The organism is Pseudoalteromonas sp. APC 3355, assembly GCF_030407615.1.
In the GTDB taxonomy this organism is placed as follows: Bacteria; Pseudomonadota; Gammaproteobacteria; order Enterobacterales; family Alteromonadaceae; genus Pseudoalteromonas; species Pseudoalteromonas distincta.
On sequence record NZ_JASDDB010000028.1, the window covers coordinates 1 to 1,611 of the forward strand.

Below are 1,611 nucleotides of genomic sequence, written 5' to 3' on the forward strand. Positions count from 1 at the left end.
TGAGTTGATTGATTGGTATCTACTTTAGTATTCAATATTAACTTCTGGCGAAGTTAAACTGTCACAAAACAAAGACCCGTTTGGGTTGTATGGTTAAGTGACTAAGCGTACACGGTGGATGCCTTGGCAGTTGGAGGCGATGAAGGACGTATTAACTTGCGATAAGCCTAGTCAAGCTAGTAAAAAGCGCTTGAGACTAGGATTTCCGAATGGGGAAACCCACCTGCTTGCAGGTATCGTTAACTGAATACATAGGTTAACGAGGCGAACGCGGAGAACTGAAACATCTAAGTACCCGTAGGAAAAGAAATCAACCGAGATTCCGAAAGTAGCGGCGAGCGAAATCGGAACAGCCCTTAAGCTTATTATGTGTTAATGGAAGGCTCTGGAAAGTGCCACGATACAGGGTGATAGTCCCGTACATGAAAAGACATTTTAAGTGAAATCGAGTAGGTCGGAGCACGTGAAACTTTGACTGAATATAGGTGGACCATCATCTAAGGCTAAATACTCCCAACTGACCGATAGTGAACCAGTACCGTGAGGGAAAGGCGAAAAGAACCCCTGTGAGGGGAGTGAAATAGAACCTGAAACCGTGTACGTACAAGCAGTAGGAGCCCACTTGTTGGGTGACTGCGTACCTTTTGTATAATGGGTCAGCGACTTATATTTTGTAGCGAGGTTAACCGAATAGGGTAGCCGTAGGGAAACCGAGTCTTAACTGGGCGACTAGTTGCAAGGTATAGACCCGAAACCCGGTGATCTAGCCATGGGCAGGTTGAAGGTTGAGTAACATCAACTGGAGGACCGAACCCACTAACGTTGAAAAGTTAGGGGATGACCTGTGGCTAGGAGTGAAAGGCTAATCAAACCGGGAGATAGCTGGTTCTCCCCGAAATCTATTTAGGTAGAGCCTCGGACGAATACTTACGGGGGTAGAGCACTGTTAAGGCTAGGGGGTCATCCCGACTTACCAACCCTTTGCAAACTCCGAATACCGTAAAGTAATATCCGGGAGACACACGGCGGGTGCTAACGTCCGTCGTGAAGAGGGAAACAACCCAGACCGCCAGCTAAGGTCCCAAAGTCATAGTTAAGTGGGAAACGATGTGGAAAGGCCCAGACAGCCAGGAGGTTGGCTTAGAAGCAGCCATCCTTTAAAGAAAGCGTAATAGCTCACTGGTCGAGTCGGTCTGCGCGGAAGATGTAACGGGGCTAAACTATGCACCGAAGCTGCGGATTCAGAATTTATTCTGAGTGGTAGGGGAGCGTTCTGTAAGCGGTTGAAGGTGTACCGGGAGGTATGCTGGACGTATCAGAAGTGCGAATGCTGACATGAGTAACGATAATGGGAGTGAAAAACTCCCACGCCGGAAGACCAAGGGTTCCTATCCCATGTTAATCAGGGTAGGGTAAGTCGACCCCTAAGGCGAGGCCGAAAGGCGTAGTCGATGGGAAACAGATTAATATTTCTGTACTCGATATAATTGCGATGGGGGGACGGAGCAGGCTAAACAAGCATGGCGTTGGTAGTCCATGTGAAAGTGAGTAGGTTGGTGACTTAGGTAAATCCGGGTTGCTATTAAGACTGAGACACGAGACGAGTCACCA

At 48.1% G+C, this 1,611-nt stretch carries 1 rRNA gene (only partly in view); it reads left to right on the forward strand.

Annotation, left to right across the window (positions count from 1 at the left end):
• Positions 1-91 precede the first annotated feature (91 nt).
• Positions 92-1,611, forward strand: a 23S ribosomal RNA gene (locus QMA08_RS20260) (it continues 1,467 nt past the right edge of the window).